The 17,835-nt window shown below is 66.9% G+C and carries 17 protein-coding genes and 1 riboswitch; of the genes, 1 reads left to right on the forward strand and 16 read right to left on the reverse strand.

All coding sequences use genetic code 11. The features are described 5' to 3' along the window. Window positions 1-2: 2 nt before the first annotated feature. From fliF to STH_RS20000, 15 genes are all read right to left on the reverse strand, one after another. Window positions 3-1,733, reverse strand: a complete 1,731-nt coding sequence (gene fliF / locus STH_RS14930) for a flagellar basal-body MS-ring/collar protein FliF (RefSeq protein WP_011197118.1) — start codon at window positions 1,731-1,733, stop codon at window positions 3-5. Between the two features lie 48 nt (window positions 1,734-1,781). Continuing rightward, a complete protein-coding gene (fliE, locus tag STH_RS14935) occupies window positions 1,782-2,081 on the reverse strand; it encodes a flagellar hook-basal body complex protein FliE (protein ID WP_011197119.1) in 300 nt (99 codons plus the stop codon). A gap of 22 nt (window positions 2,082-2,103) precedes the next feature. Further along, a complete protein-coding gene (flgC, locus tag STH_RS14940) occupies window positions 2,104-2,547 on the reverse strand; it encodes a flagellar basal body rod protein FlgC (protein WP_011197120.1) in 444 nt (147 codons plus the stop codon). Window positions 2,548-2,551: 4 nt separating this feature from the next. Next, complete coding sequence (locus STH_RS14945; RefSeq protein WP_011197121.1) at window positions 2,552-2,911, reverse strand: flagellar basal body rod protein FlgB; 360 nt, start codon at window positions 2,909-2,911, stop codon at window positions 2,552-2,554. A gap of 25 nt (window positions 2,912-2,936) precedes the next feature. Beyond that, on the reverse strand, window positions 2,937-3,632 hold the full coding sequence (locus tag STH_RS14950; protein WP_011197122.1) for a flagellar hook-basal body protein: 696 nt from the start codon (window positions 3,630-3,632) through the stop codon (window positions 2,937-2,939). Continuing rightward, entirely contained in the window at window positions 3,629-4,147 is a 519-nt protein-coding gene (locus STH_RS14955; protein ID WP_011197123.1) for a chemotaxis protein CheX, read from the reverse strand. The genes STH_RS14950 and STH_RS14955 overlap by 4 nt, the downstream gene beginning before the upstream one ends. 22 nt (window positions 4,148-4,169) lie before the next feature. Then, window positions 4,170-5,096 (reverse strand): flagellar motor switch protein FliM, encoded by a 927-nt coding sequence (fliM, locus tag STH_RS14960; protein ID WP_011197124.1) that lies wholly within the window; start codon window positions 5,094-5,096, stop codon window positions 4,170-4,172. Between the two features lie 272 nt (window positions 5,097-5,368). After that, window positions 5,369-5,479, reverse strand: a riboswitch (cyclic di-GMP riboswitch). A 265-nt stretch (window positions 5,480-5,744) separates the two neighbouring features. Continuing rightward, window positions 5,745-7,514 carry an acyl-CoA dehydrogenase family protein gene (locus STH_RS14965; protein WP_011197125.1) on the reverse strand — a complete coding sequence of 590 codons (1,770 nt, stop codon included), beginning with the start codon at window positions 7,512-7,514 and terminating at the stop codon, window positions 5,745-5,747. A 154-nt stretch (window positions 7,515-7,668) separates the two neighbouring features. Next, window positions 7,669-8,847 (reverse strand): acetyl-CoA C-acyltransferase, encoded by a 1,179-nt coding sequence (locus STH_RS14970; RefSeq protein ID WP_011197126.1) that lies wholly within the window; start codon window positions 8,845-8,847, stop codon window positions 7,669-7,671. A gap of 15 nt (window positions 8,848-8,862) precedes the next feature. Continuing rightward, window positions 8,863-11,247 (reverse strand): 3-hydroxyacyl-CoA dehydrogenase/enoyl-CoA hydratase family protein, encoded by a 2,385-nt coding sequence (locus tag STH_RS14975; RefSeq protein WP_011197127.1) that lies wholly within the window; start codon window positions 11,245-11,247, stop codon window positions 8,863-8,865. A gap of 97 nt (window positions 11,248-11,344) precedes the next feature. Then, window positions 11,345-12,313 carry an electron transfer flavoprotein subunit alpha/FixB family protein gene (locus STH_RS14980; RefSeq protein ID WP_011197128.1) on the reverse strand — a complete coding sequence of 323 codons (969 nt, stop codon included), beginning with the start codon at window positions 12,311-12,313 and terminating at the stop codon, window positions 11,345-11,347. Between the two features lie 17 nt (window positions 12,314-12,330). Further along, a complete protein-coding gene (locus STH_RS14985; protein WP_011197129.1) occupies window positions 12,331-13,086 on the reverse strand; it encodes an electron transfer flavoprotein subunit beta/FixA family protein in 756 nt (251 codons plus the stop codon). Beyond that, window positions 13,052-13,690 carry a TetR/AcrR family transcriptional regulator gene (locus STH_RS14990; RefSeq protein ID WP_011197130.1) on the reverse strand — a complete coding sequence of 213 codons (639 nt, stop codon included), beginning with the start codon at window positions 13,688-13,690 and terminating at the stop codon, window positions 13,052-13,054. The genes STH_RS14985 and STH_RS14990 overlap by 35 nt, the downstream gene beginning before the upstream one ends. After that, window positions 13,690-15,357, reverse strand: coding sequence for a long-chain-fatty-acid--CoA ligase (locus STH_RS14995; RefSeq protein WP_011197131.1), 1,668 nt, complete (start codon window positions 15,355-15,357; stop codon window positions 13,690-13,692). The genes STH_RS14990 and STH_RS14995 overlap by 1 nt, the downstream gene beginning before the upstream one ends. 298 nt (window positions 15,358-15,655) lie before the next feature. Further along, window positions 15,656-16,162 carry a DUF362 domain-containing protein gene (locus STH_RS20000; protein WP_148205606.1) on the reverse strand — a complete coding sequence of 169 codons (507 nt, stop codon included), beginning with the start codon at window positions 16,160-16,162 and terminating at the stop codon, window positions 15,656-15,658. Window positions 16,163-16,243: 81 nt separating this feature from the next. On the opposite strand from STH_RS20000, the gene STH_RS15000 reads away from it, so the two are divergent. Further along, the gene (locus tag STH_RS15000) at window positions 16,244-16,768 is read left to right on the forward strand and encodes a DoxX family membrane protein (RefSeq protein WP_011197133.1); all 525 of its coding nucleotides are present in this window, start codon (window positions 16,244-16,246) and stop codon (window positions 16,766-16,768) included. Window positions 16,769-16,838: 70 nt separating this feature from the next. On the opposite strand, the gene argF is transcribed toward STH_RS15000, so the two are convergent. Further along, the gene (argF, locus tag STH_RS15005) at window positions 16,839-17,771 is read right to left on the reverse strand and encodes an ornithine carbamoyltransferase (RefSeq protein ID WP_011197134.1); all 933 of its coding nucleotides are present in this window, start codon (window positions 17,769-17,771) and stop codon (window positions 16,839-16,841) included. Window positions 17,772-17,835 lie beyond the last annotated feature (64 nt).

The following is a 17,835-nucleotide window of genomic DNA, read 5'->3' on the forward strand; positions in this document are numbered from 1 at the left end:
CGCTAGATCCCCCCCTTCAGCCAGTGCCGGATGACCTCGGCGCAGGCCTCGGGCGCCTGCTCAAGCAGCACGTCGATGTCGGCCAGGATGTCGTCGTCCATGAAATCCTCCGGATCGATCGGCTGCCGCGGGGGCCGCCGCCGCTTCATGACTTCCTCGAACTTCTCCGCGGCCGTCATCTCCCCTGTGATTTGCACGTCGGTCTCCTCGGCGGGGGCTGCCTCCGGTGCCTCCGGTGCCGCCGGCGCCGCCTCTGCGGCCGCGGCCTGCTGGACCGGAAGCGGCTGGTCGAGCCCCAGCGCCACGTCGAGGGCCGTGCCCACGGCCGGATGGCCCGGCAGCGCAAACTCGGGCTCGGACTCGCGCCGCCGCGTCAGCAGCGCGGCCAGAATCAGCAGGAACGACGCGATCCCGAGGCCGATGGCCAGGGCCCTGGCGTCAAAGAGCCGGGAACCCGCCGCAGCCTCCGGCGCGGGCGGCGCAGCATCCGCCTGCGCGGTCGGGCGGAAGGACATGGCCAGTACGGTCACGTCGGAAAGCTGCGCCCCGGTGGCGCTGGCCGCGTGCTGTCGAATCAGGTCGATCTCGGACTGGGTCAGGGTATCCTGGTTGATGGTCACCGCCGCGCTGATGCGCTTCACCGAACCGGCGGGCGACACGGTGACCTGGTTCCGCTCGCCCACGTCGTACCGGGTCTCGGTGCGGCTCTGGTAGGACTCGCCGGACTCCGTGGAGACGCTGGGCTCCTGGTAGATGGGCACGGCGGGCGCGGTGACCCCCGGGGTCTCCCCCTGGCCGGGCAGTTGCGTGCTGACCGGCGCGGGCTCGGTGCTGGTGCCCTGGGTCTGGGAGCCCGACCGCTCCGACACGGTGGCGACGGGCACGCCCTGGCCCACGATCCGCTCCTCGGTGCGGGAGGACTGGTGGTCCAGCTCCACCGTCACGGAAGCCGCGACGTTGCCCCGACCGAAGATCGGCTCCAGCACCTGGAGGAGCTTCTGCGTCAGCTGCTCCTCCCGCTGCCGCTGGAAGGCGAGCGCCTCGGCGTCGAGCCGCTGCGCATCGTCGTCGGCGGGCCTGAGCTCCCGTCCCTGGCTGTCGATCACCGTCACCCGGTCCGGCGTCAGCCCCTCGACGGAGCTGGCAACGAAATTGATGATTGCGGTGACGTTATCCGCGTCGAGGGTCCGTCCGGACCGGAGCTGAACGAGGACCGCGGCCGAGGGCGGCTCCTCATCCCGCACGAAGACGGACTTTTCGGGTACATTGAGATTCACTTTGGCGTATTCGATGTCGGCGATGCGCATCAGGGAGCGGGACAGCTCCCCCTCCATCGCCCGTTTGTAGTTCACCTGGCGGTCGAACTCGGTTGCGCCGAACTGGGGCTGGGCGAAGATCTCGAGGCCCACGTGTCCCGAGCTGGGCAGGCCGGCCTGCGCCTTGGCCAGGTTGGCGGCGCTGCGCTCCCGGGCGGGCACCTCGATGACCAGCCCGTTGCCGGTGACGCGGCTCGGTACACCCAGTTCATCCAGGTGCGCCACCAGCGTGCTGACCTCGCTGGGGTCACTGGCCTTGTAGAAGACCTCCCACCGCGGCCGGTTCAGGTAGACGGCGACGGCGAGGGAGAGGGCCAGCGCCACCAGCAGGCCCACGGTGAGCCAGCGCACCGGCCGGCTCATCCCGCCCCAGATTTGCTTGACTCGCCCCATCACATCGGAGCCCGCATTAGCCAAGTGGTCTCCCCCCGCTGAGGTTGGTGCAGGTGCGGTCTAGGTCTTGACTTAGAAGGTCATGCGCATGATTTCCTGGTAGGCCTCAATGACCTTGTTCCGGACCTGGATGGCGAGGTTGAGGCTGAGGCTCGCGCGTTCAGAGGCGATCATGACCTGGGCGATATCCTCGACCTCCCCGGCCGCCAGCCTGACGGCCATCTCGTTGGCGTGGCGCTGATCCTGCTCCACCTGCCGGATGGCGTTGGCCAACACGTCGCCGAAGGAGGTGCCCTCCCGGACCTCACTGCGGTTCTCGCGGGAGATCGTCGGCTCCAGCGAAAGCATGGCGTTGATCCGTTGAATGTCCATGGCGGTTCTCCTCTCCTAGCGGCTAGCGGCCAATCTCCAGGGCCCTGAGGGCCATGTTCTTCGCGGCGTTGAACGCCGTCAGGTTGGCATCGTACATGCGCTGCGCCAGCATGAGATCGGTGATTTCCTGGAGCAGGTCCACGTTGGGCAGGCGGACGATGCCGGTGACCGGGTCGGCGTCGGGATGCGTGGGATCGTGGACCTCCTTGAAGGGGCTGGGATCCTCCACGATCTGCGTCACCCGCACCCCCAGCCCGGGCTCGGCCGGCCGGCCCGCCTGCCTGGCCAGCTCGCTGGCGAAGGTGTTGGGCCGCTCCTCCACCACCACGGTGCGGCGGCGGTAGGGCCCGCCCTCCGCCGTGCGGGTGGTGCGGTAGTTGGCCAGGTTGTTGGCGATCACGTCCATGCGCAGCCGCTCGGCGGTCAGGGCCGAAGCGCTGGCCTCCATGGCCTGAAACATCCGCATTTAACTAGCGCCTCCCCTCCGTGATCACCATGCGCAGCCGGTCAAAGTGGTCGTTGATCTGTCGCGTGAGCGCGGCGTACCAGATCTGGTTGGCGGCCATCTTCACCGACTCCGCTTCCACGTCCACGTTGTTGCCGTCGGGGCGGCCGATCGAATCGGTCTCCCGCACGACCGTCGGGCGCACCTGGTCTGGGTCGCCCCCCTTGGCCAGGGCCCGGGCCAGCTCGGTCTCGAAATCGACCCGAGACCGCTTGAATCCGGGCGTCATCGCGTTGGCCAGGTTGTTGGCCAGCACCCGCTGCCGCAGCGACGCCGCGTCGATGGCCTGTTCCACGATGCGGGCGGCCAGGTCACGACCGATCATGGGCTATCCCCCTCCTCGCCGTCCATCAGACCTTGCCGATCTCGGTGACCGCCCGGGCCAGGGTCTCGTCCTGCACCCGGAGCGCCCGCTGGTTCACCTGGTAAGCCCGCAGGGTGACGATCAGGTCGGTCATCTCCTTGGCCAGATCCACGTTGGAGGCCTCCAGCCGCCGGCTGTGCAGCCGGGTCTCCGGGGCGGCATCGGCCAGGGCCAGCCGGCCGATGGGCATCCCGTCCGCCAGGATCGTGCCGTCGGCCTGGAAGGTGGGCTCCACGCCGGGCACCACCAGCGGAACCAGGCCGCCCGGGGCCTCCATCAGCACCCGGTATCCCTCGGCGGTGGTAATGGTGCCGTCGGCCATCTGGCGGAAGGCGCCGTTCCGGGTGCGGTAGAGGCTGCCGTCCGGCCGCTGGGCCAGGAACCAGCCGGGCCCCTCGAGCGCGAGGTCCAGCGCCCGGCCCGTCTCGTAGATGTCGCCCTGGCGCTCGTCCACCACCACCTGGTCCACCCGGCTGCCGTTCCCCAAGGTGCCCACCTCCTGAGACCTGGGGTCCGTGGGATCGCCCATGCGGTGGATCAGCATCCTGTCGAACTCCACCGACGTCGCGGTGGCCCGCTTGAACCCGCTCGTATTCATGTTGGCGATGTTGTCGGCCAGCACGTCCGTGCGCAGCTGCTCCACCGCCATGCCCGATCTGGAGGCTTCAATGCCCCGAATCATCCTGTCATCCCTCCCGTGGGCCCCTCACTGCCCGTCGCCCTGGCTGCGGGGTGAACCTCCCGCAGAGCCAGGTAGATGGTGATCTGCCCGAGTTCCGTGATGATGGGCACGGTCAGCATGTTGATCGCCGAGTTGGCAAACCGGACCCCCGTGCCCCGGACGATGCGCGGCGGCGAGATGCGGCTCGGCCAGCCGGCCTGTTCCAGGGTGCCGGAGGCGTAGCCCGTGATGAGGTTCGCCAGCTCACCCAGGGCCGACTCGGCCATGGGATCGGTGATGGGGAAGTCCTGGCCGGTCATGGCCCGGATGATCCCCTTGGCCATGTGCAGCTCCATGCCGTAGACGACCAGCCCCTGAACCGAGCCCATGACGCCGATGACCACGTTGACGGCATGCAGCGTGGCGATCGCCTTGCGCATCTGCGGCTTGTCGGAGACAACGCTCTTCAGGCCGGCCTCGGAGGCCAGGACCTTCAGCCCGGCGTAGACAAAGGGGTTCAGGAATTCAACTTTCATGGCTCCACCACTTCACCGGTTCTCAAGTCACCCGGCGCGTGATCTGCACGGCCATCCGTTCGCCAACCACGCCGGGCTTGGCCTGGAAGGCGAGCTTGTTCCCCACGAAGACGGGGAGTTCGCCGCCCACCCGGGCATCCAGCCGGATGACGTCGCCGACCTGTAACGCGAGAAACTCGCCGAGCCGCATGCGGGTCTTGCCCAGCAGCGCCTTCACCGGGAGGGGGGCCTCCTGCACGGCGCGGCGCAGGCTCTCCTCGTCCGACGGGCTCTTGTGCTTGGTCTCGGCCAGCCACGACTGGGGCGAAAGACGGGACAACACGGGTTCCACGGTGGAGTACGGGAACGCGAAGGTCATGTGCCCCAGGTGTTCGCCGATCTCCACCGCCAGGGTGATGGCGGCCACCACCTCGGTGGGGTTTTCGATCTGGATGAACACGGGGTTGGTCTCCACCGCCTCAATGGCCGGATCGATCTCCGCCACGTTCCGCCAGGCCTCTTTCATCGGACCGAAGGTGTCCCGGACCACCCGCTGGATGATGCCCAGTTCGATCTCGGTCAGTTCACGCTGGGGCTGCAGATCGCTCCCGGGACCCCCAAAAACCCGCTCGACAATGGCGAAGGCAATATTGTGACTGATCTCCAGCAGGCACATGCCGGGAAGGGGATTGAGCCGGAAGGAGAGCGCAATGGTGGGGTTGGGGAGAAGCTGGGTGAACTCCGAGAAGGTGTACTGGTTGGTGGAGCGCACGGTGATCTGGACCCAGGTGCGCAGTCCCGCGGACAGGTAGGACTGCAGCAGCCGGGCCAGGTTCTCGTGCACCAGCACCAGCGTCCGGATCAAGTCCTTGTTGAACTTGCTCGGCCTGCGAAAATCGTAGGTGCGGATGTTGGTGCCCGTACTCATTACAAGGGCATCGATTTCCGCTTGGCTCAGTGGGTTCTCCATGTGTGCAACCCTCCGTTGAGCTGAGGGAGTCCGACCGCGATGGGAAGCTGGAATGACCACCCATTATTTCTATGAATATTCACGTTGTGTAACAGTATTCCTCCACGAAAAACCAAGAGGTGGTTATTCCATGCACGGGAACTTCTAGGCCTAAACGCAATAGACCTTCTGGAGTTGCATAAGGATCGGGACCCCATACATTTAACTGCGAAATTTGACCATGAAAAAGCACCCTCCAGCAGACGCCGAGGTACATCACCTGCGGCGTCCCGAGCGGCAGCCCGGCTAGCATGGGAGGCGGGAGACCCGGCAGGGCGGCGCCCGCTTCCTGTAGCCCCGTGGCTTTGCGGCCCCGTCTTTCGGCGGGTGTGCCTTTATCGCTGGGGGAAGAGTGCGAGACACGCGTGTTTTTGAATGCTTGTTCAATAGTATATACCTGGATGATATGTAACATGAACCAGGAATGCTCTTGTTGTTCGATACCTGAATGCAAAATACCTTCCATATCCCGGACATATTTTTCCGGGTGTTTTCAAACCCTGGGCATTAGAACCATCCCGCGTAACGACGGGGGAGCGGCATGGCCGCTCCCCCGTCCGTTATCCGCTGCTCCGTACAGCCTGATCAGGCCTGCGGCGGCTGCGCACCTCAGCAGACGTAGTCGCCCTTCTCCAGGAGCCGCTCGGCGATCTTCCGCTTCAGCGCCACGGTGTTGGCCGGCGTGTACCGGGTCAGCCGCCGGAGCATGGAGAGCTGGGTCCGCAGGGTATCGCCGTCCTCCTCCACCGCCGGCAGCAGGGTGCGGGCGGTGGCGGCGATCCGCTCGAAGGCCTCCTGGCAGTACACGGTGGCCATCTCCACCTTCAGCCCCGGCTGCCCGCGCTTCACGGCCTTCAGCGCCCGCAGGACCGCCGACTCCATGGCGTAAATCTCGATGGCGATGTCCGCCACCCCGAGCAGCAGCTCCTGCTCGTGCTCCAGGGCCATCTGGTACTTCTGCACGCCCAGGCCGGCCAGCATGAGGAAGACCTTCCGGGCCCGGTCGATCATGAACAGCTCCTGGGCCAGCGGCTCGTCCGACTCCTCGTACGGCGTGAGGCTCATCAGCTCGTCCTGCAGCCCGGCCATCGCCTGCATGATGGGCAGCTGGCCCTTCATCGCCCGGCGGACCAGGGTGCCCGGGATGAGCAGCCGGTTGATCTCGTTGGTGCCTTCGAAGATGCGGTTGATGCGGCTGTCCCGGTAGGCCATGCTGACCGCGTACTCGTCCATGAACCCGTAGCCGCCGTGGATCTGCACGCCCTCGTCGGCGACGAAGTCGAAGGCCTCGGAGCCGAAGACCTTCATGATGGAGCACTCCATCGCGTACTCCTCGAGCCGCTTGCCCACCTCGCGCATGTCGGCGTTGGGATCCAGGTCGCTCAGGCTGCTGTCCAGCAGGCCGGCGGTCCGGTAGCCCATGGACTCGGTCACATAGGTGCGCACGGCCATGTCGGCCAGCTTCTGCTGGATGGCCCGCAGTTCGGCGATGGGCTTGCCGAACTGCTTGCGGGTCTTGGCGTACTCGATGGAGGTGGCCAGGACCATCTTGCTGGATCCCACCGTGCCGGCGCCCAGCTTCCAGCGGCCGATGTTCAGGATGTTGAAGGCGATGACGTGCCCCTTGCCGATCTCGCCAAGCAGGTTCTCCACGGGCACCTTGGCGTCCTCCAGGATGAGCGAGCAGGTGGAGGAGGCGTGCAGGCCCATCTTCTTCTCCTCGGGGCCGATGGAAACGCCGGGGAAGTTGCGCTCGACGATGAAGGCCGAGAACTTCTCGCCGTCGACCTTGGCGTAGACGACGAACACGTCCGCGAAGCCGGCGTTGGTGATCCACTGCTTGGTGCCGTTCAGGATCCAGTACTTGCCGTCCTCGGACAGCCTCGCGGTGGTGCGGGCGCCCAGGGCGTCGGAGCCGGCGTTGGGCTCGGTGAGGGCGTAGGCCGCGACCCACTCACCGGTCGCCAGCTTGGGCAGGTACTTGGCCTTCTGCTCGGGCGTGCCGAAGTAGACGATGGGCAGGGAGCCGATGCCGGTGTGGGCCCCGATGGTGATGGCGAAGGATCCGGCCCGGGAGTACTCCTCCGTCGCCACGGTAGCCGTCACCTTGTCGAGCCCCATCCCGCCATATTCCTCGGGAATCTCCAGCCCCAGAAGGCCCAGCTCGCCCAGCTCGCGCAGCAGGGGCCGGGAGTGGAAGGGCTTATCCTGTTCGATCTCGTGCAGTCGCGCGAGCACCTTCTCGGAGAACTCGCGGGCCGTGCTGCCGATCATCCGCTGCTCCTCCGACAGGTCCTCGGGGGTGAAGACCTGGTCGGGGCTTGCCTGGGAGAGCAGGAAGGAGCCTCCCTTGACCACGTTGGAAGCGGTCTCAGACATTCCGGTACCTCCTTTTTCAGCTGAGGGCGGTGAGTGATGAGGGGTGAGAATGGCCTCCAACCCCGGGGAGGGGCCCGACACGGGCCTCCGCCGGCCGAGGAGCCCATACCGCTTCAGGGGCGGCCTGCAGTCCGAGCCCTGCGCCCGGCGCTGCCTAGTGCACGAACTCGAGCACCCCGGCGGCCCCCATCCCTCCGCCGACGCACATCGTCACGAGCCCGTACCTGGCCTTGCGGCGCCGAGCCTCGTGCATGATGGTGACCGTGAGCCGTGCGCCGGAGCAGCCCAGCGGGTGGCCGAGCGCGATGGCGCCGCCGTTGACGTTCACCTTGTCCGGGTCCATTTCGAGCTTCCGGATCACGGCCAAGGACTGGGAAGCAAACGCCTCGTTCAGCTCGATCAGATCGACATCCGCCAAGGTGATGCCCGCCTGCTTCAGCGCCTTGGGCACCGCCACCACGGGGCCAATGCCCATCACCTCCGGATCGACGCCGCCCACGGCGAAGGAGCGGAAGATCGCCAGGGGCTTCAGACCCATCTCCTGCGCCTTCTCGGCCGACATCACCACCACGGCGGCGGCGCCATCGGTGGTCTGGCTGGAGTTGCCGGCCGTGACGTTGCCATTGGCCGAGAACGCAGGCCGCAGCTTGGCCAGGGCCTCCATCGAGGTGTCGCGCCGCACGCCCTCGTCGGTGTCGAACACGAACTCCTTCTCCACGACCCGCTTGCCGTCGAAAACCCGCTCCTTGACGGTGATCGGGACGATCTCGTCCTTGAACTTGCCGGCGTCGATGGCCGCGGCGGCCTTCCGGTGGGACGCCAGGGCAAACGCGTCCATGTCCTCCCGGCTCACGTTGTACCGGGCGCAGACGACCTCGGCCGTGTGGCCCATGGACATGTAGAGCTGCGGATAGCTCTCCACCACCTCCGGGTGCGGCCGGGGCGTGTGGCCGCCCATCGGCACCCGGCTCATCGACTCGACGCCGCCGGCGATCGCGATATCCAGGTTGCCGGCCATGACCGCGTTGGCCGCGATGGCGATCGCGTTCAGGCCCGACGAGCAGAACCGGTTGATGGTGAAGCCGGGAACCGAGGTGGGCAGCCCGGCGCGGATGGCGGCGTTGCGGGCGATGTTCAGCCCCTGCTCCCCCTCCGGGAACGCGCAGCCCAGCACCACGTCCTCTACGGCTGCGGGATCCAGCCCGGGCGTGCGCGCAATCGCTTCCTTAATAACCGTCGCTGCCAGGTCCTCCGGCCGCACATGGCGCAGTGAGCCCCGCGGCGCCTTCCCCAGCGCCGTTCGGACGCCGGTCACAATCACTGCCTCGCGCAACTCGTCGCCACCTCCCTAGTTCCGCAGCGGCTTGCCGGTCTTCAGCAGATGGGCCATGCGCTCCTGAGTCTTCTTGGTGCCCAGGAGGCTGAGGAACGCCTCCCGCTCCAGGTCGAGCAGGTACTGCTCGGTGACGAGGGTGCCTGCCGGCACGTTGCCGCCCGTCAGCACGTAGGCCAGCTTCCGGGCGATGAACAGCTCGTGCTCGGTGGCCCACCCGCCCATGAACATGCCGTAGGCGCCCAGCTCCAGCACCGCCCGGCCTTCCGGCCCGGCCGCCGGGATGAGGGCCGGCTCGGGCGGACGGTACCCGGCGGCCTCCAGGGCGAGCACCACCCGCTTGGCTTCGTACAGCTGGTGGTCCTTGTTGACCACGATCACGTCGCTCTTGCGCAGGTAGCCCATCTCCTGGGCCTCCCGGGCCGAGGTGGCCACCTTGGCCGTGGCGATGGTCTCGAAGATGCGATTGAGGATGGGCTGGATGTCCACCTGGGCCCCGGCAGGCAGGCCCTCCAGGCCGCGGATCAGCATCTCCTTGTTGCCGCCCGCGCCCGGAATGACGCCGACGCCCACCTCCACGAGGCCGATATACGACTCCGCCGCAGCGACGACCCGGTCCGCGACGGCGCAGAGTTCGTAGCCGCCGCCCAGGGTCATACCGTAGGGCGCCACCACCACCGGCTTCGGGGCGAGCTTCAAGGCCATGAACGCGTTCTGGAACTCACGCGCCATGAACTCGAGCTCGTCCCACTCCTCCTCCTGCGCCTCCATGAGCATGATCGCCACGTTGGCGCCGACGCAGAAGTTCTCGGTCCGGGCGCCGATGACCAGGCCTTTCCACCGGCCGCTGGCCAGCTCCTCAGCCGCCACCTTGCACATGTTGATGATGTCGAAGCCGATGGCCGCCTTGGGCGAGTGCGTCTCCATCAAGAGCACGCCGTCGCCCATATCCAGCAGGGTCGCGCCCTTCTTCTCGCGCACCACGCGGCCGGTCTCCCGCAGGGCGCCGATGTCGATGACCCGGTCGCTGACGGGCACCGGCGCGTACTCGCCCTTGTTGATGAAGAAGCTCTTCCCGGCCTCCCGCCTGTAGAAACCGCCCTTGCGGGCCGCCTCCTTCACCCAGTCGGGAACGGCCTCACCCTCCGCCTCCATCCGGGCGATGGACTCCGGGAGGCCGATGGCGTCCCACATCTCGAAGGGGCCGAGCTCCCAGTTGTAGCCCCACTTCATCGCGTTGTCGATGGCAACGACGTCATCGGCGATCTCGCCCACCTTCCGCGCCGCGTACAGGAGGGTCCGCTTGGTAATGGCCCACAGGAACTCGCCGGCCTTGTCCTTGGCGAAGACGAGGCCGCGCACGCGGCTGCGCAGATCCGGATTGGCCTTGGCCGCCTCGAGGGACGGGAAGCTGGCCTTCCGGCGCGGCCGGTACTCCATGGTCTCCAGATCGAGGGTCAGGATCTGGTCGCCTTCCTTCTTAAAGAAGCCCTGCCTGGCCTTCTGGCCGACCCAGCCCCGCTTCACCATCTCGCGGATGGGCTCGGGCACGACAAAGATCTTCGCCTCTTCGGGGTCGGGGATCGTGGCACGGCAGTTGTCCGCCACATGGCAGAAGGTGTCAATGCCGACTACGTCGAGGGTGCGGAAGGTGGCCGACTTGGGACGGCCGATGGCCTTGCCCGTCAGGGCATCCACCTCGTCGGGGGTGAGGCCCAGCCTGTTCATCTCCTCCAGGGTGACCATCATGCCGTAGACCCCGATGCGGTTGCCGATGAAGTTCGGGGTGTCCTTGGCCATGACCACGCCCTTGCCCAGCACCCGCTCGCCGAAGTCGGCCATGAAGGCGACGACCTCGGGATCGGTGTCCGGCGTCGGGATGATCTCCAACAGCTTCATATAGCGAGGCGGGTTGAAGAAGTGGGTGCCCAGGAAGTGGCGCCGGAAGCTCTCCGGGGTGCCCTCCACCATCGCCTGGATCGAAATGCCGGAGGTGTTGGAGGAGCAGATCATCCCCGGGCGGTGGTGGGCGGCCACCCGTTGCCACAGGTCCTTCTTGATCTGCAGGTTCTCGATGACGGCCTCGACCACCCAGTCGCACTCGGCGACCTTGGCCAGGTCGTCCTCCAGGTTGCCGGGTGTGATCAGACGCAGGACGTCCTTGGAGTAGAGCGGCGAGGGCTTCAGCTTCTGCAGGTTCTGCAGGGCGCTCGCCGCCAGCCGGTTGCGGACGGCCGGCGACTCCAGCGTCAGCCCCTTCTTCGCCTCATCGGGCGTGAGTTCCCGAGGCACGATGTCCAGGAGCAGGGTCGGGATGCCCACGTTGGCCAGGTGCGCCGCAATCTGGGCGCCCATGACGCCGGCTCCCAACACCGCCGCCTTTCGGATCGCGTAGGGCACAGTCTCTCCCTCCTTACCGTTCCGTTGGGGACCTATGGGTCAAGGATCCAAGTCGGCGCCGCTTCGCCGTGCCCTGCTGCCCAGGGGCAGACCGTCCTTACCCCAGCAGCGCCTTGAACTCCCTGGTCAGGAGCGGCACGACCTCGAACAGGTCCCCGACGATGCCGTAGTCGGCCACCTTGAAGATCGGCGCATCGGGGTCCTTGTTGATGGCGACGATCACCTTCGAGGCGCTCATGCCCGCCAGGTGCTGGATCGCCCCGGAGATGCCGCAGGCGATATACAGGTCGGGCGTCACGGTCTTGCCCGTCTGACCGATCTGAAGGGCGTAGTCGCAGTACCCGGCGTCGGCGGCAGCGCGGCTGGCGCCGACGGCGCCCCCGAGCACCTCGGCCAGCTCATACAGCGGCTTGAACCCCTCGGCGGACCGCACGCCGCGCCCGCCGGCCACGACCACCTTGGCGGCGGTCAGGTCCACACCGGTCGTGGCCTTCCGCACGACCTCCTTGACGACCGTGCGCAGATGCACGGAAGCGGCCTCCGCCTCGGAGACGTCCCCTGTGCGGCCGGGGTCGGCTTCCAGGGCTGCGACGTTGTTGGGACGGATCGTGGCCACGATCAGCCCGTCCTTGACCACCTGGGTCGCGTAGGCCTTGCCGGCGTAGATGGGCCGGGTGAAGACCACCTGGCCGCCCTCGACCTTCACCGCGATGGCGTCGCTGATCATGCCCGCCGCGTTGCGCATGGCGAACCGGGGCAGGAGGTCGCGGCCGATCCCCGTGTGGCCCATCAGGACCACGTCGGGCTTCTCCTGCAGGTAGACCTGCTGCAGCGCCGACAGCCAGCCATCCGGCGTGTAGTTGGCCAGATGGTCGCCCTTGACCACCACCACCCGGTCCGCGCCCCGGCGGATCAGCTCGGACGCGTCGACCCCCTGCTGCCCCAGCAGCACCGCGGTGATGGCGCCTCCCTCAGCGATCTCCCGGCCGGCAGCGATGCACTCGAAGGACACAGGACGGATCGCCCCGTTGCGAACCTCAGCCACCACGAGGATGTTGCGTGCCATAGCTCTCGCGCCCTCCCCTATACAACCTTGGCTTCGTTGCGGAGCAGGCGGACCAGCTCCCGGGCCTGCTCCTCAGGCGTGCCGGCGATCATCTTGTTGAGCCGGTTCTGCTCGGCCTGGTAGACCGACGTGACGGCCGTCTTGGGTGCGACGTCGACCCCCAGGTCGGCCGGGGACAGCCGTGCGATCTGCTTGCGCTTGGCCTTCATGATGCCCGGCACCGACGGATACCGGGGCTCGTTCAGGCCCTGCTGGGCGGTGATCAGCGCCGGCAGGGGCACGGTCACGATCTCGGTGTCTCCCTCGGCATCCCGGTGGACCGTCGCCGTGTTGCCCGCGATCTCGATCTTGAGGGCGGCGGCCACGTGAGGCAGCCCCAGGGCCTCGGCCACCCGCAGGGCGGTCTGGCCGGCGCCGGTGTCCACCGAGACGTTGCCGGCCAGGATCAGGTCGAACTTCCTGTCCTTGGCCCAGGCGGCCAGCAGGCTGGCCGTCACGTACTCGTCGGCATCGGCCGGCGGCTCGATGGCCACCGCCTCATCCGCGCCCATGGCCAGCGCCCGGCGCAGGGCCTCATCCACCCGGGCGGGACCGACGGAGAGCACCGTGACCGTGCCGCCCACGGCCTCACGGATCTTCAGGGCTTCCTCCACGGCGTACTCATCGTAGGGGTTGATCACCAGCGTAACGTCGTCGTCGACCACGCGGCCATCCTTCACGGTTACCTTTGCTTCTGTGTCAAAGGTCTGCTTCAGGAGAACCAGAATCTCCATTCCCCACGCCTCCTTCGCGGTGTTGCATCACGCCATGGGCGATGAGCCGATAGGTGGGCTCAGCCAGGGCCAGGATGTCGAACTTGTACCCCGACATCACCCATGCGGTCACGGTCTGGTCGAGGGTGCCGAAGATCAGGTTGCGGATCTGCTTGGCCGGGACCTCACGGGTGAAGAGCCCTGACGCCTGCCCCTCAGCGATGATCTGGTCGATGACCGCGAACCAGCCCTTCATCAGGTTGCTGATCTGCTGCTGCACCTGCGTGTCCGCCTGGCGCATCTCGATCTGGGTGACGGCGGCCAGCTCCGGGCGGGTGCCCAGGGACCGCAGGTGCTGCGCGATGGCCCGCCTGAGCTTCTCGCGGGGATCGACCGCGTCCCCGATGGCTTCCTTGATCTCGCTGACCAGCAGATTCAGCCGCTCCCGGAAGAGGCAGACGAGCAGGTCCGGCTTGTTCTGGAAGTAGAGGTAGACGGTTCCCGCTGCGACGCCGGCCTCCGCGGCGATGCGCGAGATCTGGGCGTTGTGGTAGCCCTGTCGGGCGATCACGTGCTGAGCGGCATCCAGGATTGCGGCGTACTTGTCGCCGCCCCGTACGGACACTACACGACCCCCTTCCGGCTCTGTTCCTCCTCGAGGAGCACCCGCCGCAGCACCTTGCCGACCAGGGACTTGGGCAGCTCGTCCCGGAACTCGATGATGCGCGGAATCTTGTACGCCGCCAGGTGCTGCCGGCAGAACTGCTTGATCTCCTCAGGGTCGAGGGTCACCCCCTCGCGCGGCACGATGAAGGCCTTCACCGTCTCCCCCCGGTAGGGATCGGGCACCCCGACCACCGCGGCCTCCTTGACGCCCCGGTGCAGGTAGAGCACCTCCTCCACCTCGCGGGGATAGATGTTAAAGCCGCCGGCGATGATCAGGTCCTTCTTCCGGTCGACGATGTAGAAGTAGCCCTCCTCGTCCATGCGGGCCATGTCGCCGGTGTGGAGCCAGCCGTCCCGCAGGGTCTCCGCCGTCGCCTCCGGCAGGTTCCAGTACCCCTTCATGACCTGGGGGCCGCGGACCAGGAGTTCGCCCACCTCGCCCACCGGCACGTCCTCGCCGGTCTCGGGGTCCACGATGCGGCACTCCGTGTCAGGCCACGGCAGGCCGATGGACCCTTCCTTGCGCCGGTCCCAGATGGGGTTGGCGTGGGTCACCGGCGATGCCTCGGTGAGTCCGTACCCCTCCACCAGCCGGCCGCCGGTCAGCCGCTCGAACTCGGCCTGGACCTCCACCGGCAGCGGTGCGGCCCCCGAGATACAGGCCTCGATGGAATCCAGCCGGTACTTCTGCACATCTGGCAGGTTGTTGAGGGCGACGTACATGGTGGGCGCGCCGGGGAAAATGGAAGGACGGTACTTCTGGATGAGCTTCACCGCTTCGCGGGCCTCGAACTTGGGCTGCAGGACCATGGTGCCGCCCACGTGGATTGTGAAGTTCATCAGCGTGGTCATGCCGTAGACGTGGAAGAAGGGCAGCGCGGCCAACGTGACCAGCGCGGGACCGCGCCGCGCTCTGTACAGCCACGCCTCGGTCTGGAGCACGTTGGCCACCAGGTTGCGGTGGGTCAGCATGCACCCCTTGGGCAGGCCGGAGGTGGCGCCGGTGTACTGGAGCAGGGCCAGATCGTCGGCCGGGTTCACGGGCACGGGCTCCGCGATCGGTTCGGCGCCCACGAGGCTGGCCCACGGCAGCACCCCCTTGCGGTAAGCGATCCGGGGCGGCTTCAGCTTCAGCGGGGCGATCCACCTGACCGGCGCCGGCATGTAGTCCTGCATCCCCGTGTACACCACGTGTTCCAGGTTCAGCTGGTTCACCTTCGGGTACGCCAGGTCGATGGCGATCATGACCCGGGCGCCGCTGTCGTCCACCTGGTGCCGGAGCTCGCGGGGCATGTAGAGCGGGTTGACCATGACGACGACGGCGCCGGCCATCAGAGCCCCGTAGTAGGCGATGACCGCCTGCGGACAGTTGGGCAGCATGACGGCTACCCGATCGCCCTTGCGGACGCCGAGGCGGATCAGCCCCGAGGCGACGCGCCGGGCCTGCTCGTGGAGTTGCCGGTAGGTGAGCCGGGCTCCGTAGAACACCGTCGCCGTCGCGTCACCGTGCCTCTGCGCGGCCCGGACCAGCAGGTCGTAGAGCGCCCTGTCCTCGTAGACCAGCTGAGGCGGCACCTGCGGCGGATAGGCCTTCAGCCAGGGCTTGGCGGCATATGGGCTGGACACGTCCTCCCCTCCCCCTCATGTGCGGTTCCGAATCCCCCGGAGACTGAATGAATGGCCATTCATCAGGGCCATTGTATTCTGAATGTCCACCCATAACTCCTCCTTTCGCCCTATGAGAACACTAGTTATCTTTATCACATTCAGGGATCTTTCTGGACACCAAATCATCAGTCGCCTCGTCGCGCGCGAAAGGGCGCCCCGCACAGCCGGTCCTGCCGCTGTACGGGGCGCCTTCGCTCACCTGCCGGGAAACATGACGAAACCGGCCCCGCTGCGGGGCCGGCATCCTCGGTTCAGTTCAGTCGGGGTTCGGGCAGGCCAGATGACACAGCCGGCACCCCAGGCAGATGGAGAGGTCGAGCCGCCAGACGTCGCCCGGATGCGTTAGCGCGCCGGAAGGGCATGCCGCCACACACGCCATGCACTGGCCGCATGAGCGTTCCGGCGCGGTGGGATTCACGGGAGGCTGGGAACGCTTGGGTGAAAACAGCCTGCCAAATGGCGTCAGCCCGGTGATGGTGCTCACCCCCAGCACATCTCCTGCCCTGAGGGTAACACACCCCGGAACGGACAGGCCATGGGGAGAAATCACCGCGATCGCAGTAGGGTCCGGACCCGGTCGCGGTCGGTTTTGGAGCGGGACGGCGCCCGCGCCCCCGGTGCCACCTGGCTCTCGCGGAGATCTTTCGTCACCCGCAGGTAGTGCCAAAGTACTAGCCCTCGAATAATCAGAACGCAGGATGGCGCGGACGTGCGCTCCGATGTTACAGTGTGGCTGTAACAAGTTCGTTAGAAACGTGAACATCAGTTGCAGTTCCCGGTCGGTTTTCTATCATCCCCTGGGTATCATCATCGGGCGGTATTTCTCTAAGGAGGAGAAGCAAGCATGTTCGAGTACTTCAAGGGTCCCAAGGGCAGCTGGATCTGGCTCGTGGTTCGCCTGTACGTCGGTTACCAGTGGCTGACCGCCGGCTGGCACAAGCTGGTGGATGGGTTCGACGCCTCCGGCTTCCTGAAGGGGGCCATCGCCAAGGCCGTGCCCGCCTCCGAAGGCGCCAAGCCGGTTGTGCAGGGCTGGTGGGCCGCGTTCCTGGAGAAGTTCGCACTTCCCAACGTCGGTCTGTTCAACTTCCTGGTTCCCGTCGGCGAGTTCCTGGTCGGCCTGGCGCTGATCCTCGGCTTCGCCACCATCTTCGCCGCCACCATGGGCATGGTGATGAACTTCGCCTTCCTGCTCAGCGGCACGATCAGCAGCAACCCGAATCTGCTCATCCTGGAGTTCATCCTGGTCGCCCTGGGCGGCGCCTACGCCGGCTACATCGGCGTGGACTACTGGTTCCGGCCGATCTGGCGGAGCTTCCTCACCCGCATCTTCGGCAAGGAGACCGCCACGGCAAAGGCCACAGCCTAACCACAGAGTGGAAAAGCAGCCAGCACGATCGCCGTGCTGGCTGCTTCTTTTTCTCTCCTACCCGGGCTGCTCAGGCCATGATCAACGTCATGATCGCCTTCTGCGCGTGCAGCCGGTTCTCGGCCTCGTCGAACACCGCGGACTGCGGGCCGTCGATCACCTCGGCGGCCACCTCCTCGCCCCGGTGGGCCGGGAGGCAGTGCATGAAGATCGCCTCGGGCGCCGCGCACCGCATGAGCTCCGCCGTCACCTGGTAGCCGGCGAACGCCTTCCTCCGCTGCTCGGCCTCAGCCTCCTGGCCCATGCTGGCCCATACGTCCGTGTACACGATCTGGGCGCCGGTCACCGCCAGGACCGGGTCGGTCACGACCTCGACCAGGCCGCCGTACCGCGCCGCCGTCACCTGCGCCCGGGCGACCCGCGCGGGATCGGGCTGGTAGCCCTCGGGGCTGGCGACCACGACGTGCATACCAAACTTCGCGCCGCCGTCCATCAGGCTGTGGGCCACGTTGTTGCCGTCCCCCACGTAGGCCAGCTTGAGCCCCGGCAGCGTGCCGAACCGTTCCAGGGCCGTGAGCAGGTCGGCCACCACCTGGCACGGGTGCTCCTCGTCGGTCAGGCCGTTGATGACGGGGATCGTCGCCCACTCGGCCAGCTCCACCACCTCCCGGTGGGAGAAGGTACGGATCATGATGCCGTCGAGGAACCGGCTCATCACCCGGGCGGTATCGGCGATGGATTCGCCGCGCTGCAGCTGCAGGTCGTGCGCCGAGAGGAACAGGGCATCGCCCCCGAGTTGGCGGATGCCGACCTCGAAGGAGAGCCGCGTGCGGGTCGAGGGCTTGGCAAAGTACATCCCGAGTTGCTTCCCCTTCAGCGGCTCGTCGCGAATGCCCGCCTTCAGGCGGGCCTTCTGCCACATCGCCAGCTCCAGCACCTCTTCCAGCTCGTCCCTGCTCCAGTCGTGGAGCGAGATGAAATCCCTCCCTTTGAGGGTCGTCACCGTCACGACACGCGTCCTCCTTCCCTGGATAGGAAAGAGTGTAACGCATATCTATGCAGAGCGC

Source organism: Symbiobacterium thermophilum IAM 14863 (genome assembly GCF_000009905.1).
GTDB classification, from domain to species: Bacteria; Bacillota; Sulfobacillia; order Symbiobacteriales; family Symbiobacteriaceae; genus Symbiobacterium; species Symbiobacterium thermophilum.